This window comes from Enterobacter sp. JS8-1 (assembly GCF_049187015.1).
Lineage (GTDB): Bacteria > Pseudomonadota > Gammaproteobacteria > Enterobacterales > Enterobacteriaceae > Enterobacter > Enterobacter mori.
Genome location: NZ_CP185805.1, coordinates 2752248 through 2767550 on the forward strand (window position 1 = coordinate 2752248; position 15303 = coordinate 2767550).

15 protein-coding genes are annotated in these 15303 nt (G+C 57.3%); all 15 read right to left on the minus strand.

The window, feature by feature from the left end; translation table 11 throughout:
- Positions 1-4 precede the first annotated feature (4 nt).
- Entirely contained in the window at positions 5-1423 is a 1419-nt protein-coding gene (locus tag ACOQH0_RS13090) for a serine/threonine protein kinase (RefSeq protein WP_010432870.1), read from the minus strand.
- A gap of 24 nt (positions 1424-1447) precedes the next feature.
- Positions 1448-4063, minus strand: a complete 2616-nt coding sequence (gene tssH / locus ACOQH0_RS13095) for a type VI secretion system ATPase TssH (RefSeq protein ID WP_421510532.1) — start codon at positions 4061-4063, stop codon at positions 1448-1450.
- Between the two features lie 38 nt (positions 4064-4101).
- Positions 4102-5145, minus strand: a complete 1044-nt coding sequence (gene tssG / locus ACOQH0_RS13100) for a type VI secretion system baseplate subunit TssG (RefSeq protein ID WP_421510533.1) — start codon at positions 5143-5145, stop codon at positions 4102-4104.
- A complete protein-coding gene (gene tssF / locus ACOQH0_RS13105; RefSeq protein WP_421510534.1) occupies positions 5142-7013 on the minus strand; it encodes a type VI secretion system baseplate subunit TssF in 1872 nt (623 codons plus the stop codon). Before tssF ends, tssG begins: the two co-directional genes overlap by 4 nt.
- A 2-nt stretch (positions 7014-7015) precedes the next feature.
- Entirely contained in the window at positions 7016-7579 is a 564-nt protein-coding gene (gene tssE, locus ACOQH0_RS13110; protein WP_010432861.1) for a type VI secretion system baseplate subunit TssE, read from the minus strand.
- Complete coding sequence (locus ACOQH0_RS13115) at positions 7572-8384, minus strand: type VI secretion system accessory protein TagJ (protein WP_421510535.1); 813 nt, start codon at positions 8382-8384, stop codon at positions 7572-7574. The genes tssE and ACOQH0_RS13115 overlap by 8 nt, the downstream gene beginning before the upstream one ends.
- Before the next feature lie 9 nt (positions 8385-8393).
- Positions 8394-9380 (minus strand): hypothetical protein, encoded by a 987-nt coding sequence (locus ACOQH0_RS13120; protein ID WP_421510537.1) that lies wholly within the window; start codon positions 9378-9380, stop codon positions 8394-8396.
- A gap of 16 nt (positions 9381-9396) precedes the next feature.
- Complete coding sequence (locus ACOQH0_RS13125; protein ID WP_042714629.1) at positions 9397-10194, minus strand: PP2C family protein-serine/threonine phosphatase; 798 nt, start codon at positions 10192-10194, stop codon at positions 9397-9399.
- Entirely contained in the window at positions 10191-11954 is a 1764-nt protein-coding gene (gene tagH / locus ACOQH0_RS13130) for a type VI secretion system-associated FHA domain protein TagH (protein WP_420984644.1), read from the minus strand. Before tagH ends, ACOQH0_RS13125 begins: the two co-directional genes overlap by 4 nt.
- Before the next feature lie 123 nt (positions 11955-12077).
- The gene (locus tag ACOQH0_RS13135; RefSeq protein ID WP_143350104.1) at positions 12078-12470 is read right to left on the minus strand and encodes a hypothetical protein; all 393 of its coding nucleotides are present in this window, start codon (positions 12468-12470) and stop codon (positions 12078-12080) included.
- A 277-nt stretch (positions 12471-12747) separates the two neighbouring features.
- Entirely contained in the window at positions 12748-13152 is a 405-nt protein-coding gene (locus ACOQH0_RS13140) for a hypothetical protein (RefSeq protein ID WP_421510539.1), read from the minus strand.
- Positions 13153-13217: 65 nt separating this feature from the next.
- Entirely contained in the window at positions 13218-13700 is a 483-nt protein-coding gene (locus ACOQH0_RS13145) for an Hcp family type VI secretion system effector (protein ID WP_010432842.1), read from the minus strand.
- Between the two features lie 180 nt (positions 13701-13880).
- Positions 13881-14309, minus strand: coding sequence for a T6SS amidase immunity protein Tai4 family protein (locus tag ACOQH0_RS13150; protein ID WP_421512352.1), 429 nt, complete (start codon positions 14307-14309; stop codon positions 13881-13883).
- Between the two features lie 5 nt (positions 14310-14314).
- Complete coding sequence (locus ACOQH0_RS13155; protein WP_089601498.1) at positions 14315-14809, minus strand: T6SS effector amidase Tae4 family protein; 495 nt, start codon at positions 14807-14809, stop codon at positions 14315-14317.
- Complete coding sequence (locus ACOQH0_RS13160; protein WP_262181830.1) at positions 14806-15237, minus strand: Rap1a/Tai family immunity protein; 432 nt, start codon at positions 15235-15237, stop codon at positions 14806-14808. Before ACOQH0_RS13160 ends, ACOQH0_RS13155 begins: the two co-directional genes overlap by 4 nt.
- Between the last annotated feature and the right edge of the window lie 66 nt (positions 15238-15303).

Genomic DNA, 15303 nt, shown 5'->3' on the forward strand with positions numbered 1-15303 from the left:
TGACTTACGGATTCACCAGCCAGGTACCCGGCTTGGCAATATCCAGCGTCTGGGTACGCGTTCTCCCGTTGCCCTGCAGTTCAATCTTCGCCTCACCGGCTGGCAGCTTGAGCGATGCATAACCGTTCGTTGCCGGACGCAGCGCTTTTGGCTCGCCGTTCACTTTCAGCGTTTCGCCGTCCTGGATACGGATATAGACCAGCGCAACAGGGCTCGCGGCAGGTGGTGGAGCCTGTTCCGCTGCCTGCTCGCTAACCTTCTCCGTTTCCGGCTTCACGTCTGGCGTGTTCGCGGCGGTTTCAGCCGGACGCGTCTCTGCCGGTGCCTGTGCAGCCTGCTCGGGCGCATCCTGACCGCCGCCGCTAAACAGCATGGCTCCGGCTACAATGCCCACCAGCACGCCAGCGGCAACCATGCCCGGGATCTTGTAGCGGCGCCAGTCAAGCGCCGAAGCCGGTTTCTCTTCCTCTACCGGAACCAGCATGGTGCCGGTTTTTTTGGCGGTCAGCACATCGTTGATACCGGCGACCGGCATCTCAATCAGCGCAGCGAACTCGTCGATAGACTGCGGACGGTCCTCCATGTGCAGCGCCAGCGCGCGGTCAATGGCCTGCAGCAGCGGGATGGAATAACCCTGCGGCATGATTTCCACCAGCGGTTTGCAGGTATCCTGGATAGAGCGCACCACGCTGACCGGCGGCGGCGATCCAACGATCAGAGTCCGCAGCACGGCACCAAGGGCGTAGATATCCGTCCACGGACCCTGCTCGCTTTCGTTGTCGTCGGTGTACTGCTCAATCGGCGCAAAGCCCGGGCGCAGCATGGTTTCCGTTTCGTCGGAAAGGTTACCGATGGTGCGGCGCGCGGAGCCGAAATCGAGCAGCACCGGCAGGCCGTTATCCTGGATCTGAATATTATCCAGAGAGATATCGCGGTGCAGATAGCCTTCGTCGTGAATGGTTTTGATCGCACCGAACAGCATTGGCAGCGTGCGGCGGATCCACGCCTCGTTGATCAGCTCCGGCTTTTGTTCGCGCAGGCGTGAAAGCGTGGTGCCGCTGTAAAACAGCGTCCCCATGTAGGCCGTGTCGTTTTGCACCCAGAAGCGCAGGACGTGCAGCAGGTTCGGGTGGTTAAAGCGCGCCAGCAGACGGGCTTCCTGAATAAAGCTGTTCAGGCCGGCGGAAAATGCTTTGCCAAAGCGCTCGCTGCGCAGCACGAGGGTCATGTCATCACCGCGCACGGCGAGCGAGGAAGGCATAAATTCTTTGATAGCGATAGTGCGTTCGAGCTGGTGATCCCACGCGCGATAGACAATGCCAAAACCGCCGCCGCCGATCACCTCTTTGATTTCAAACTCGTTGAAGCGGTACCCGACCGGGAGCGCGTTTGGGACAGTCCGATTGTTATCATTATCCGTCATCTTTTACAGTTCTCTTGATGATTATTACGCGGCAAACTGACAGTGAAACTCGCCCTGCTCGCAGGTGACGTGCAGACGTCGGTACTGCTCGTCGCTACGGCTGGCGGTAAGTAAGATCTGGCTCATCTGAGGCAGTAAGGTGTTGGTCAGAATAGCATCCACCATGCGGCCACCGGACTCCACCTCGGTACAGCGCTGAACAATCTGTTCCACCACGCTGTCGTCAAACTCAGAAATAATGCTGTGATTCTCTTCCAGACGGCGCTGAATGCGCTTGAGCTGCAGACGAACAATCAGCCCCAGCATCTCGTCGCTGAGCGGATAGTACGGCACCACCAGCAGACGGCCCAGCAGCGCCGGCGGGAACACCTCCAGCAGCGGCTGGCGCAGCGCGCCGCTTAACGCGTCAGGCTCCGGCATCAGCTCCGGATCGGCGCACATCGCGCTAATCAGGTCGGTACCGACATTAGACGTCAGAATAATGATGGTGTTACGGAAATCAATATGGCGCCCCTCGCCGTCTTCCATCCAGCCTTTATCAAAGACCTGGAAGAAGATCTCGTGGACGTCCGGGTGTGCTTTTTCAATTTCGTCCAGCAGCACCACGCTGTACGGGCGACGGCGCACGGCCTCGGTCAACACCCCGCCTTCACCATACCCTACGTACCCCGGAGGCGCACCTTTTAAGGTGGAAACGGTGTGCGCTTCCTGGAACTCACTCATGTTGATGGTGATAACGTTCTGCTCGCCGCCGTAGAGGGATTCCGCAAGCGCCAGCGCGGTTTCGGTTTTACCGACGCCGGACGGGCCGCACAGCATAAAGACGCCCACCGGTTTGTTGGGATCGTCGAGCTTCGCCCGCGAGGTTTTCACGCGGCGGGCAATGAGATCCAGACCGTGACGCTGGCCAATAACGCGCTGGTTCAGCGTGTCGGCAAGGTTCAGCACCGCGTCGATCTCGTTTTTCACCATCCGGCCCAGCGGGATCCCGGTCCAGTCAGAGACCACCGCGGCCACCACATTTTCATCCACAGCCGCAAACAGCAGCGGCTCATCGCCCTGTAAGGCGTTGAGCGCCTGCTGCTGTTCCGCCAGCTGGCTGCGCAGCTCGGCGCTTTCTTCATCGCCCGCCGCGAACAGCGCCGCGCGCAGGCGAATAATCTCCTGCACCAGGCTGCGCTCTTCTTCCCAGCGTTGGGCCAGGGCTTCGCGTTTTGTTTCGTACGCGTCGCGTTCGGCGCGTAACGCCGTTACGCGCTCAGCGTCACCGGCACCGACGCGCGCTTCGCGCTCAGCGATCTCAATTTCCACGTCCAGCGCGGCAAGGTGGCGCAGGCAGTCTTCCAGCTGCGCGGGCGGCGCGCTCTGGCTGACCGCGACGCGGGCGCAGGCGGTGTCGAGCAGCGCAACGGCTTTGTCCGGCAGCTGACGCGCCGGGATGTAGCGATGCGACAGCTTTACCGCCGCGCTGACCGCTTCGTCGAGCAGCAGCACCTGGTGGTGCGTCTCCAGCGGCGACACGGTGCTGCGCAGCATCAGAATGGCTTTCGCTTCGTCCGGTTCATGCACCTGCACCGTCTGGAAACGACGGGTCAGCGCCGGGTCTTTCTCAATGTACTTTTTGTATTCCGCCCAGGTGGTGGCCCCGATGGTGCGCAGCTGACCGCGCGCCAGCGCTGGCTTCAGCAGGTTCGCCGCATCGCCGGTCCCCTGCTGGCCGCCTGCGCCAATCAGGGTGTGGATCTCATCGATGAACAGAATAATCGGCGTGGCGCTGGACTGGACTTCATTAATGAGCGCCTGCAGACGGGCTTCAAACTCGCCTTTCATGCCTGCGCCTGCCTGCAGCATGCCGATATCCAGCAGCCACAGCTGGATATTTTGCAGCGGCTCCGGGACGTCGCCGTCGGCAATACGCAGCGCCAGCCCTTCCACCACCGCCGTTTTGCCGACCCCGGCTTCCCCGGTCAGCAGCGGGTTGTTCTGGCGGCGACGCATCAGGATATCCACCATCTGGCGGATCTCCTCGTCGCGCCCGACAACCGGGTCAATCTTCCCTTCGCGAGCGCGGGCGGTCAGGTCCTGGCCGTACTGGGCCAGCGTCCCCTGCGCAGCCGGTACCGCACCCGCCGGTGCATCGGCGGCGGCGGCGGCCTGCTGCGTCTCTTTGCTGTTGGCGCAGATAGCGTCGAACTGCTCAATCAGCACCTCAACGTTCAGGCGGGTGAACTGTGACGAGATGCTTTTCAGCACGTTAGCCAGATTCCAGGTTTTAAGCATGCCGATCAGCAAATGGCCGCCGCGAATACGGCTAACGCCAAACTTCAGCGAGCCGAAAACCCAGGCGCGCTCCACGGCGCTGTCGATGTGTTCGGAGAGATCGGAAACGGAACTCGCCCCGCGCGGAAGGACATCCAGCGCTGCAACGATATCGCGCGTCAGCTGCTGTTCATCAAGGGCAAAGTGGCGGATGACCTGCTGCAGATCGCCATCCTGCTGCTGCATCAGCTGATGCAGCCAGTGCACCAGCTCAACATAGGGGTTGCCGCGCAGCTTGCAGAACGCAGTGGCGCTTTCCAGAGAGGTAAATAACAGCGTATCCAGTTTGCCGAAAAGCACGGCACGGCTAATTTCTGACATGTTAGTTTCCATTAACAATAATTCGGTATACGGAAGGATTACCGCTCTGCGCGATACACCAGATCGCCACGCGGGACAGGCTGCGGCTGACGGCCCAGCCAGGTGTTGTAGCCTAATCGCCCATTGCTGCCGAGCGTGGTGCCCTGCACCGCGTCTTCACGCAGGATCACCCGTGTTTCCCATTCAAACTCCACCCCGGCGTACTGACGCACCCAGTCGCGCAGCTCGGTGACCCACGCTTCGCCCGGCAGAAAGCGGTTGTACTCCTCCGCGCTCAGCGGGCCAATGTCGATGCGAAACTTATGCTGCACGTCGCGCACCGCAACGCCGAGAAAGGCGGACTCACCCATGCGCGGCATGCGGCGTCCTGCTCCCAGCTGCGCCTGCTCGCGCGTGGAAAGCGGCATCCACTGCGGCACGTTGCTGACCAGCTTGACCGGCGCTTTAAAATAGTTGCGCAGGATCTTCTCCAGCCCCTCCGGATCCCGCCCGTGACGGGTCAGGTGTCCGGCGTGGGTAAAGCGTGCATGCGAGCTCAGGCTGCCTTTGTTCATCTGCCCCGGCTGCCCCATGCCAATCAGCGACGCCAGGTAGCCCTCAAAGCGCTTGTTATCGGTGCGATCCAGAGAGACCGCCGGTTGCGCATCCGCCCAGGCGCGGTAAAACAGCAGCGCAAGGCGGTGGTGGAACAGATCGGCAAACGCGCTGAGGCTGGTGTCCTGATGATGATAAATACGCTCGCGGGCATATTCGGTCATGTGGACCGGCAGCGGGCCGTTCGGGCCAAACAGGCCGAAGCTGAGGATAGAGACCTCATGCAGCCCGCTTTCCTCCCGCTGACGTACCTGGGCCACAGTCGACGGCGCAAAACTCATCGACGGCTGCTGGCCGATGCGCAGCGGCTCAAATTTCGGCAGCGGCGCGCGTCCCAGCGGGTAGCGCTCGCCGCCCTGGGCATCAATGCGCCTTAGCAGCTGAAACAGATCGTAGCGCCAGGGCGTCTCGCGGACCCCGCTCCAGAACGTATCCGGCAGCCGGGTCAGGCGATGCACGCGCAGCGGTGCAGTGGCAGCGTCACTCATATCAGCGCCCTTTTACCCATGCGCGGTGCCCAGTAGCCAATCTCGCCGCGCTGCTGACTCTTCAGGGTGAACTCCGTAAAGCTGTTGATGGACACCAGACGGGCAAAGAGACGCTCCATTACGCTGCCGAAAAGCCACGGGCTGGCGCCGGAAAAGGCGCGCTCATCGACAGTCAGGGTAATGCCGATCCCGCGGGCGAAAACGACCGGACCGGGTTCAGGCACGCGGCGGTGAACCGGCTCCAGCACGCAGTGGCGAACGCCTTCCACCTGACGCGCAACGGGCGTTTCTGCCAGGTTGGCGTACAGCCCTAACAGCTGTCGCAGCGCGGCCGCGCCGTCTTCATTTTCGCTGTCCATCAGGCTGAGGTAGTTCATCTGCAGCTGGCTGATGAGCCGCCAGGTGCTGAACCCTTCGGCCAGCGCGGGGCGCGGCGGCGTCGGGCCTTTACGCAGGGTGAGGGATTTCACCGGCATGGAGTCGGCCATAATGAACTGCCCGAGCTCCTGCTGCAGCATCAGCGGCAGGTCGCGGCTGGTGCAGAGCACCTCAGCAGAGATGTAGCGCAGGTTTTCCTGCCACGGCGCGTGCTGTTCATCCACCAGCGAGATAAACACCTCCGAGCCAATATAGCCGGTACGGGTGCCGTAGCGCAGAGCGTGCTCGGACAGTACGCGCTGTTCGCGGCGCAGGGAAAAATAGGCCCCGTAGTTACCCGCATCGCCGCTCCAGGTGCTCCAGAATGGACGAAACGTCTGGTCATCACGCTGGCCGTCGGCGCTGCCATAGATTTTTTTGACCGCGTAAATTTCATAATCCAGCGGACGGATGTTATCCACCACCAGATGGTATTCATGCTGGCCTTCGTTCAGCTTCTGACGCGCCGCGACCTTAGGGAACAGGTTGATGACAGGCGTACAGTGCAGTGCCAGATGGCTGGCATCGACCACGCGCTCCAGCTGTTCATCCGACTTATCCAGCAGAATGAAGATGTCGAAGGCTTTTTCGCCTTCACAACGTTCGATAAGCTTACTCAGACCGCTGAGGCTGATGAAGCGGAAGCGGGCCGGAAACGCGAAATACTCCTGCAGCAGGCGGTAGCCGTCAAAGTTACGCAGATCGTCCGGAAGCAGCGCCTGGTCAGGCTCAAAGCCTTCCTGGCGCAGCGCGTCAGACGCCAGCAGCTGTCGCTGCGGCTGGGGGCTGACCGTCTGACAGACGATCCCGGCGTGGTGCTCCATCACCAGCTCCAGCAGCTTCAGCGCTTCAATGTCCGGACCGCCGAGGAAGAATTCCAGACGGTCGAAATCCAGGTGCCCGAGGTTTTGCGGGCCGTCGCAGGCGATGCGGATCCGTAAGGCGCTGTTGATCCCCCGCTGGCTCAGCCCCAGCTGCGCGAGCGGTAGATCGGCGGGCACGCCGCCCAGCTCGACCTTGTCGATTTTCAGCGGCAGCAGGTTGACCTCGTGCGCCGTGGTATAGCTGCAGGTCACGCCGGTCTTCTTCAGCGCCAGGCTGTCCATCATGGTACCGCGCGGCACAATGAAGCCCTTGCTCAGGTCGCCCCGGCTGCTGTCGGGCTCAATCTCCGCGATCGCCATCGACGGCGTGGGCGCGAGATAGTTAGGCGCAATCATCTCCAGCAGACGCTGGGAGAAGCGCGGAAACTCCGCGTCCATTTTCATCTGCACGCGGGAGGTCAGGAAGGCGAAGCCCTCCATCAGACGTTCTGTATAGGGGTCCGCCACTTCGATGCCGCGCATGCCCAGCCGTCCGGCGACTTTTGGGTAGCGCTCGGCAAACTCGGCCCCCATTTCGCGCAGGTAGGCCAGCTCACGGTTGTAGTATTCGAGCAGTTTACTTTCCATGATTACCCCGCATCTTTCAGTTCAAAATGGCCGTTTTCCAGATCGACATCGGTACGAAACAGAAACTCCAGCGGGTACGGCACGCACCACAGACGCCCTTTGATCTCGATGGAGAGCACGTTGTGCAGATCCAGCGAGGAGGTATCCGACACGCAGCGGACCTGCAGCCCCTGCGGTAAAATGCGCGGTTCAAAATTGATGATGGCCTCGGTGAGCTTGCGCTGAATATCGTGCCATTCGATATCCGACATTCTTTTCCCGGCCAGCGGTGCGACGCCGAAGTTGACCACCGAGCGGTTCACGTGCGGCAAGGCGCTCAAATCGCCGGAGGCATCGTGGTTGATGGTGTTAAACAGCCACTGCAGATCGCGCAGCACATTGCGGCGCAGGGCGGCGTGGGTGATCAGATTGCTGTTGGCCGACTCGCGTTTTTTTTCCGGGTCGTTATCGGTGAGACGATCCAGCAGCGAGGGCTGCATTTTGTCGCGCGCCCCCACCTTCTCCTGCTTGCTGCGTGCCTGCCAGCCGCTGCGCAGCAGATCGCCTTCGCCAGCGGGATTACTCATCGGCTCCATCCGTCGCAAACGTCACGAGGTTCAGGGAAAGCAGCGGATATTCGCTTTGTTCGCTCAGCCACGCCTTCTGGCCCCGTCCTTCGTACAGCGTACCGTCAGCGTCAAGAGGCAACCATTCAGTCGTACGCCCAAGCATGACGGCATCCGAAGCGTCTTCAGCAAACGGATAGCGCGCCGGGATCTGACACACCTGCTCCGTACCGTCGGTCAGGCGCACCAACGCGTGACGCCAGACCAGATCGGTGACGCTGGCAGGCGCCTGAAAACGGATCTCAGCGATAGCGCTAAACGGCAGCCAGAAATAACGGCCGTTGACGATGGTTTCGCACACCGGGCCGAGGCGGGCATCGCCGTCCATCAGCCAGCCAAACGCCTGCGTCTCATCATTTTCGAGGGTGATCTGACCAGGGTTTGCCTGCGCCGTCTCGAGGGCGTCCAGACGCAGCGCACTGGCGCGTTCCCCCTCCTCGCTCAGCGCCGCGGCCAGGGTTGTCAGCCACGGCCACTGGGTTTCAGGCATGGCCGGACGCGCCAGTCCCGCCATCACCTGCGCGCGCTGCAGCTCGCCCTGAATGGATTGCTCCAGCAGGGTAACGGTAGGCTTCGCCTGGGGCTTCAGCGCCACCCAGCTTTTCAGCTGGGTCAGGGCGCGCGTCCAGTTGCCGCTGAGGATCAGAAACTGCACAAACGCGGCGCGGAGATCGGCATCCGCCGGACGGACTTTGATATCGGCTTCCAGACGACGCAGCGCATCGCTGAGCGGCTCACCCGCCAGGTGTTGATAGAGCGTATTCATCGCCACTCCTTAGTTTGCCGCGCGCCATGCGCCCACTGCCGGATCGCGCAGCTGAGGACGCAGGGTGTCAATCAGGACAATATTCAGTGAAGTACCCGGTGTCACCCACGCGCCCCAGGTCTGTTTGACTTCGGCAATGCGCGCCTGCAGTTTGGCGTCATCACTGGCGATCTCGCGGGAGATCTCTACCGCCACGGTGCCGTTGCTTTTCCAGCCGTTGAGGGCGTTGTCGTAGGGCAGGATCATCCAGCTTTGATCGCTGTTCTGCGTGCTGAACACCATGCGTTCTTTGTTGACGGAGGTGATCAGGGCGTTTTCAGGATCGGCGCTTTTGTTCAGGCCCATGACCGGGAAGCCGTGAATGTAGGTCACCGCCATCTCTTTCTGCTCGCCGTTGCGGGTCTGAGAGATAACGGTATGACCGCTCAGCCAGCTGCCGTTGCCGCAGCGGGTGGTGTCGGTGTCCGGGATGAACAGTGCCGGTGCGGAGGCACCGCCTTCCCAGAATGTACGCAGATGGCAGCCGTCCTGAAGGGTAAACTCCTGCCACGGCGTGCGGTCAGCAGCCACGGTGCGGGCTTCAGCATTCTGATCCGGCGGCAGCAGCGCGCCGCTGGCGGCGGTACTGGCCGGAGCCGCCTGTTGCTGTTTCACCACCAGCGCCCAATCCTGCGCTTTCCCTGCGATACCCTCAGCCAGCGTGACGCCCGCCGGATCGTTAAGCGTCCAGCTGAGTTTATTCACTTTGCTGCACTGATGTTCCAGCAGTGAGCCAAGACGCGGCACAAAGTTTTCCAGCACGGAGACGTCTTTCTTGCCGTTTGCCACAATACGTAGCGCCACTTCAGGCTTACACCAGCTCTGCGGCGTGTTGTCTTTGATGTTGTCGATCCAGATATCCAGCTTCTGCGCAGGGGACTGCACGATGCGGAAATTCTCAGCCTGCGCGGTGGAGGTCACCGCCAGAAGTGCTAAACCCGATAGCCAAAGTTTCATATCGTTCCTTGTGTGTCTAATCAGTTCCGCAGGGAAGAAATTGCGCTGCGTCAGAGAGCGTATGCAGCAAAGTGGTGTCCTGAGGGTCGCCCATCCATACCGCCAGAGCCGTATAGTTGTCCTGAGCATTCCCCTCCTGCTCGCCATTCTTTTGAATGATTTGGTTCATTAAGGTCAGCCACTCCTGCGGCGTATTGACCATATGCAGCGACTGCTTCATTTGTTCTTCGCTGACGCCGTGCCAGAACCCGTCGGTGCAGAGTAAAAAGGCATCGCCGTCTTCCACCTGCACCACGTCGCTGTAGCTCGCTTCCGGCCCACCGTTTTCAATCCCCAGCGCGAGGTACAGCAGGTTGCTGTTGAGATCGTCGGTCTGATGCCCCGCATCCTTCATCTGCTGCACCAGGCTGTGGTCGGTGGTGACATGCCACAGCCAGCCGCGGCGAAACAGATACAGGCGGCTGTCTCCGGCGTGCGCCCAGTAGGCCAGACGGTAATCCCGATCAATGAACAGGCTCACCAGCGTTGTGCCCATTCGACGGTAATCCTGAACCGCCTGCTGTTCGCTGAGAATGGTGCGGTTCGCCGTTTGCACATAGTCGCGAATATGCTGCGCATTCAGGTGTTTGTCGCCATCAAAGCGGGAAATGATGCTGTTGCGGGCCAGCTCAGCGGCCACTTCACCGCCCGGCAAACCCGCGATGCCGTCACAGACGACAAAGCAGGCTGAACGTTCCCCTATGGTTTCTCCCGTCTGATCCTGGTTGCTGGCGCGCGTCCCCTGGCGGGAGAGAGAAGCCGTTGCGATATTCATTTGTCTTCCGATCCGCTCTGTGAGTCTTTGTACTGATTCACCTCCATGTCGTACGCATGAAGGAAGGCCTCGCCGAACAGGGTGTGGAAGTCATCCTCAATCTCGCCTGCCGTCTCGCCATAGCTGCGAACAAAGTAGTCCCACAGGGCGGCTTTACGGCTGCCCGGCAGCGCCAGACGGGAGGTCATGCCATTCTGCTTCGCCTGCTCTTCCAGCTGTTCCGGGTTAAAGGACTGCAGCATTGCGGCGATAATGGCGCGAATACCGGAGATCATGCCCAGCTGGTGCGCCTGCAGATCGATCAGCGCGTCGCGCACGGATTTTGTTGGCGGCATAAAGCCCGGCATCGGCGTCCCGAACATCTGGATCAGGACGGTTTTGCCGGTCGGCAGCAGCTTGAACGGGTTGTTGGCATCGTCCAGCACCATGGTCATATCGGCTTTCACGCCGCGCTTGAGGATGGAGCGCGAGGAAAGCAGCGCCACGGTGCCCTGAGAGAACATGCCGAGGATCTGCCCCAGCTGACGCATATTCTCACGGTCAAACTGCGGGACGGGCTGCATTTCGCTCAGGCCCATGCCTTCCAGCAGCGCCTCCAGCAGCTCGCCCTGCAACACGTCGCCTTTCTCGCCGCTGTTAGCCGTGGCGGTTGGGGAGGCAGCGTTATTGACCGGGTCGATGCGCAGGCGGCCCTTCGGTGCCTGAGCGCTACTGCGCGCAACGGCCTGCGGGGTCGGCATGGTGAAACCTGCATAATCCGGTCGCGCGGGCTCTTCTTCAACAGCACGCGGGGCCTCCTGCGGCTCAGGGGCGAACAGCGGAGAATCGGCCAGCGCGTCCTCTTCCTGCTCAGGTTCCGGCACTGGGGCAGGCTTCTCGTTAATAATATCATCCGGATGGGTTAACGGCGCGCCGCCCATCAGCCCGAGCGGGTCGTCATTGCGCGCGGCTGGCGCGCTGGCTTTACCGCCAAACAGGGCCAGCGGATCGAGTTCATCCGCCGCCTCTTCTTTAGGCTCGGCTGGCTTAGTTTCAACCGGCGGCACCAGCGTTGACGGGGTGACGTCGTCAAAAATACTCTCTTTTTTGAACAATGCTTCATCGCTGAACAGCGTGTCCGGGTCAACGTTCTTACGCTCAAGCTTCGGATCGCTGTCGTTGAACATCGCCAGCGGGTCTTCGGCGTTACGCTCCGGCGCAGCAGGCTGGGAGAACGGATCCTGTGATGCCGCAGGCTGAGGTTTTGTGCGGTTGCTTGAGATGCTGTCGGAGATGGAGAACTCCTGCATCAGACTATCCCAGATCTCCGTTGGCACGGCGGTCGGCTCGCCCTTCCCGCGCGCTGCGGCATTCGCCGGTTTCGGCTGCGACGCTGGTGCTGGCGCGGCTGGACGAACCTGCTGCTGCATGCTGGCCGCCATACGGCTCACCGGCTGCGTGTCGTGAATAATTTCAGCCACTTCAATGCGGTAGTCATCAATACCCAGAACGTCTCCATCCTGCAGCTCGACCTGACGACCGCGTTCCAGTGGAATATCGTTCAATACCACGCGCGTAACGCTGCCACGGTTAGTAACGCGACATTCGCCATTGGCATCAACGTGAACAATAGCCTGCAGACGCGAGATGGTGCGGTCATTGTCCGGCAATACCAGATTGTTATCCGTACCGCGCCCAATGGTGCCGCCCGGGGCGTAAAAATCACAGCTGCTCTGCGGCGGCTGATGACCGGGTTTCGTAGAAATAATCGTGAATCGCATGGCGTATTCCTGCTGGTATGATTAGCGCTCAAACGCTGCCGCTCTCGGGGCGAGAACGGCGGCGTTTGGGGGTTAATGCAAGGGACAGTTTAATAAATTGAGCATCATCTGGAACGGCATTTTTTATCGCCCGGTAGCAACTAACACAAATAACAACAGCATTAAACACACCACAGAAATCGTTACTTTGTGAAACATATTAATCCAGGAGAAGCGGTATGTTGACAGTATTAATGTTCCTGCTTCAGGAGAAATTTGTCTTGTGCTCCCTGACTTTATCGGCTTGCACGCAATTATTTTTCTCATTAAGAATACGCGATGAGCAAATCCGGGTAATCCAAGCTGTTCATAAAAAAGGTAATCATTTATTTCTAAGTATTGTTTACTACTCAGAAGGTGAAATGCTTCTGTAAGTTCCTGAGAGTGTTTCCGATAAAAATAAACATATAAAACTAGAGAAACAAACAAACCTAAAAATACAAAAGAAAGCAGCATCAGGCGCATTGATTCGTACATTTACTCGTCCCCGGAAAAAATCAAGTTGCTAATCCCTTCACCCAATTCAGCCCCCCCTTTTGTACCCATCCAGGCTCCCGCTGAAGTAGCGCCTAGTCCTACAACAATTCCACACACAAGGGCACCAGTACCCATCGTAGGTATTCCCATTGCACCACAAAGAGCGCCCACTCAGTGCCCAGAGTTTTTTGGTGGTGAATTATTTAATCATTTCGTAATTAAACAAATACTCAAACGCTGATGCTCTCTTGAAAAAAACCGACGTTTGAAAAGTATATCATTCACTCATCATTAAAAGTAAGTCGCTATTCGTACCTTTCTTTAATACAAACCGTGCTGCATATCGAATAGCAGTTTTTTCATTGACAACCTTCAATACAACATCATACTCACCCTCGCGCCAGTCAACCTCATCCAGACGAATACATTCCTCTGAATTCAAGATACGCATTGCTGTAGGTTGAACATGGAAATTAATATTTTCCCATTGATTACCAACGTGTTTCATTACAGATGGTGCGTAAACTGATATAGGCCCATTAAAATTTGAATCCTGCCTGATACCAAGACAAGGGATATTGTTTTCTAGCGTGACAGAAATTTTCTCATACTGTGCAGGAGGTGAGATGCAAGCACTACACGCTAATGCAATCGATATTACGCTTAACTCTCTAATCATCATTAACTTGCAGCATATTCGGAATCAATCATCATGACCGGGGAGGTTCCCCGGTCATGGATGAACAATTACGCTTCTTTGTTCTCTTTGATGTTCCAGCCAGCGCTGCTTTCAGCACCTTTACCACCGGCAGTGGTCTGCTCCCAGTACTGCTGTTTCACTTTCGCAGCCTGGAATGCGTAGGTCACGCCAACGGTGTCGCCGTTGTCTGCACCAGTGTACTGAACAGAGGTCACCAGGACGTCTTCCAGGGTGATGCGGGTGTATTCAACCTGCTGGCCACCTGCTTTGCAGACGGACAGTTCAACTTTGGTCAGGTGCTTACCGCTTGCGCAGTGTTTCAGGACTGCTGTAGTGGATTTGTCGATCAGCGCGTTAACGTGCAGGTCGTTAAAGTTAACTTTACCGGCACCGCCGCCACCGCCAACGCTCATATTACCCGGCTGGGATGCACCCCAGGAGAAGGAGGTAATATCAGTCCAGCCGGTGTGGTTAGAATCTTTAGACTCGCCCGTAACACCCTCGACCTTCAGAAACATATCAATAGCCATAATATCTACTCTTCGTGAATGAACAATATTGCTTTCGAAAAAGCCCTTATATGGCAAACAGGAAAGCATGGGGCTGAATAAAACCGTCCATATTTTACCTCTGCCTCATATCAAATGACCCGTGTCATTTGACAGTCTTACATCCCCCCGGAATGAACGGAAAGAATGTGAAGTCTTTTACTATTGCGGGTTATCCTGGAGCCACGTGCGGTCAGGATTTCCGACGATTAATTGCGGAACCAGTTTATTAAGTTCGTCACTGTGGTAAAGACGTAAACAATTTAAGGTCACGCCTTTTACATCAGGCTTTCGCTCCGAGTGGAAACCGTTAATTTTGTTTTTATATTTTCCAATAATGGCGTTGACTTTGTCAGTACCGTTTTCAGCATCAAACGGTATCCATTCGATGAATGCACTCGCACTGCGGGCCGCGTCGACAGAGAACTGACTACCCTTATCTGCTACCTGCGCAAGGCAACGCGCCAGGACAAGATCTTTGACCACCTGCCGGTATGTTTGCTGCTGATAAAAATCTACGTGAGGGTTATCACCGCGAGCAGAAAAACATAAGCAAGTGAGCAAAAGAAATGCTGTCTTTAGATACCTCAATGAAATTATTTTAATTCCCAAAACCAGATTTCCTGACAGTACGGAAAGCAATCGGAGTTACATATAAACGAATTATTACTCAGAGGCTCGATAAGGTCGATATGGCCACCGCCATACCCATCAATTTTATTGAAGAAAACAACACCTTTTCGACCCAACATTGCGCGCGCACCCGCCTCGCGATCGGTAAATATTTCTGCCTTGCCAAATACATGGGATTTATAAAGTTGATCGGCAAGTAATTTTGCGCCAGGTTCGATTGTTTTTCCTTTATAGGGACCCGACTTTATGGGTAAACGACCTGTGAATTCAACATTACATTTTAACAATGCCAGACTCATTCTTACCGCACAGGTATTTTCGTATGCCGGTTGCTGCTTGATAATTGTTGAATAATCATAGCCAATTTCTGAGAAGACCTGTTCACCCGAGGCAAAACCCGCGCGCGTATGATTTGAAGAGTAATGCTGACGTTTTAGTTGTTCGTATAATGGTTTCATTTGTCACTCTCCTTTTTGCACGGGCGTAATTCTTTCATTCCGTCAATGATGATTTTTGAAGCGCGTTCATCGCCTTGCTGTTTCGATAAGTTCGCAAAACGAGAATAGAGAAACTCATGTAGAGTATTTGGCAAAAAAGGCCTGCCCTTGCACCATGCAGTGCCCTCAGACGCGTCGACTACGCCGAGTAGATACATATTTGCCTTGATGCGTTCACGTTCATTCGTTTTCGACAGCCAGGCTTTAGCGAAACGATCTGCACTCAAATTTAAATCGTATCCCGTTAACAACGTCGGATCGCGTTGGAAGTTTGAGGTGTCATCCTGAGGCAATGCTTCAGCTTGAGGGTATTTATAATTTCCAGCGTCCGCGCTCGCCAGAGTAGAAACTGCCAGCAAACTGGTTGCGATCAAAAGTATATGTTTCACCGTATATCCTTATTCACTGACAGAAATTAGCTAAGCTCTTTACGTTCAAATGGCCGGCTCCTTCGA